2 protein-coding genes are annotated in these 910 nt (G+C 64.6%); both read left to right on the forward strand.

What is annotated here, in order from left to right:
• The coding region (locus CAF65_RS27635) for a glycosyltransferase family 2 protein (RefSeq protein ID WP_085719141.1) at window positions 1-687 on the forward strand (687 nt) is incomplete at its 5' end.
• Window positions 684-910, forward strand: a 227-nt coding sequence (locus tag CAF65_RS27640) for a lipid-A-disaccharide synthase N-terminal domain-containing protein (protein ID WP_085719142.1), incomplete at its 3' end; no start/stop codon positions are given. The genes CAF65_RS27635 and CAF65_RS27640, both read left to right, overlap by 4 nt.

A 910-nucleotide genomic window follows, 5' to 3' on the forward strand; every position in this document is an offset into this window, starting at 1 on the left:
AACCTCAAGCCGTTGCTTGAGGAAATCCGCGTGGCGCTGGCCGATGAATCCTACGAAATCATCGTCGTCGACGATGGCAGCACCGATGCGACGCTGCAGGAATTGCGGCAGATGCGCCACGACGGCCTGGACACCCTGCGCATCCTCCATCACGAGCGTTCGCTGGGGCAGAGCACCTCGCTGTACCACGCGGCCCGCGAGGCCCGCGGGCAGTGGCTGGCGACCCTCGATGGCGACGGCCAGAACGACCCGGCGGACATTCCCGGCATGCTCGCGCTGGTGCGCGGCGAACCGGGCAAGGTCGATGTGCAACTGGTCGCCGGGCACCGGGTCAATCGTCGCGACACCGCGAGCAAACGCTACGCCTCGCGCTTCGCCAACAACCTGCGCCGGCGCCTGCTCAAGGACGCCACCCCGGACACCGGTTGCGGCCTGAAGCTGATCGAGCGCGCGGCGTTCCTGCGCCTGCCGTACTTCGACCACATGCATCGCTATATTCCGGCGCTGATCCAGCGTCATAACGGGCGCATGATCGTGCACCCGGTCAACCACCGGCCGCGCACGGCCGGGGTGTCGAAATACGGCAACCTCGACCGCGCGCTGGTCGGCATTCTCGATTTGTTCGGGGTCTGGTGGCTGATCAAGCGCACGCGGCTGAACACCATTGCCCAGGAGATCGAAGGATGATGTTGTCGCGTGAAACCCTGTGGCTGATCGTCGGCTTTGCGGGGCAGGTGGCCTTTACCGGGCGCTTTGTCCTGCAGTGGCTGTACAGCGAGTACAAGAAACGCAGCGTGATCCCGACCAATTTCTGGTACCTGAGCATCGTTGGCAGCACCTTGCTGCTCGCCTATGCCATTTACCGCCAGGACCCGGTGTTCATCGCCGGGCAGGCGTTTGGCTCCCTCGT

The organism is Pseudomonas sp. B28(2017) (genome assembly GCF_002113025.1).
Classification (GTDB): domain Bacteria; phylum Pseudomonadota; class Gammaproteobacteria; order Pseudomonadales; family Pseudomonadaceae; genus Aquipseudomonas.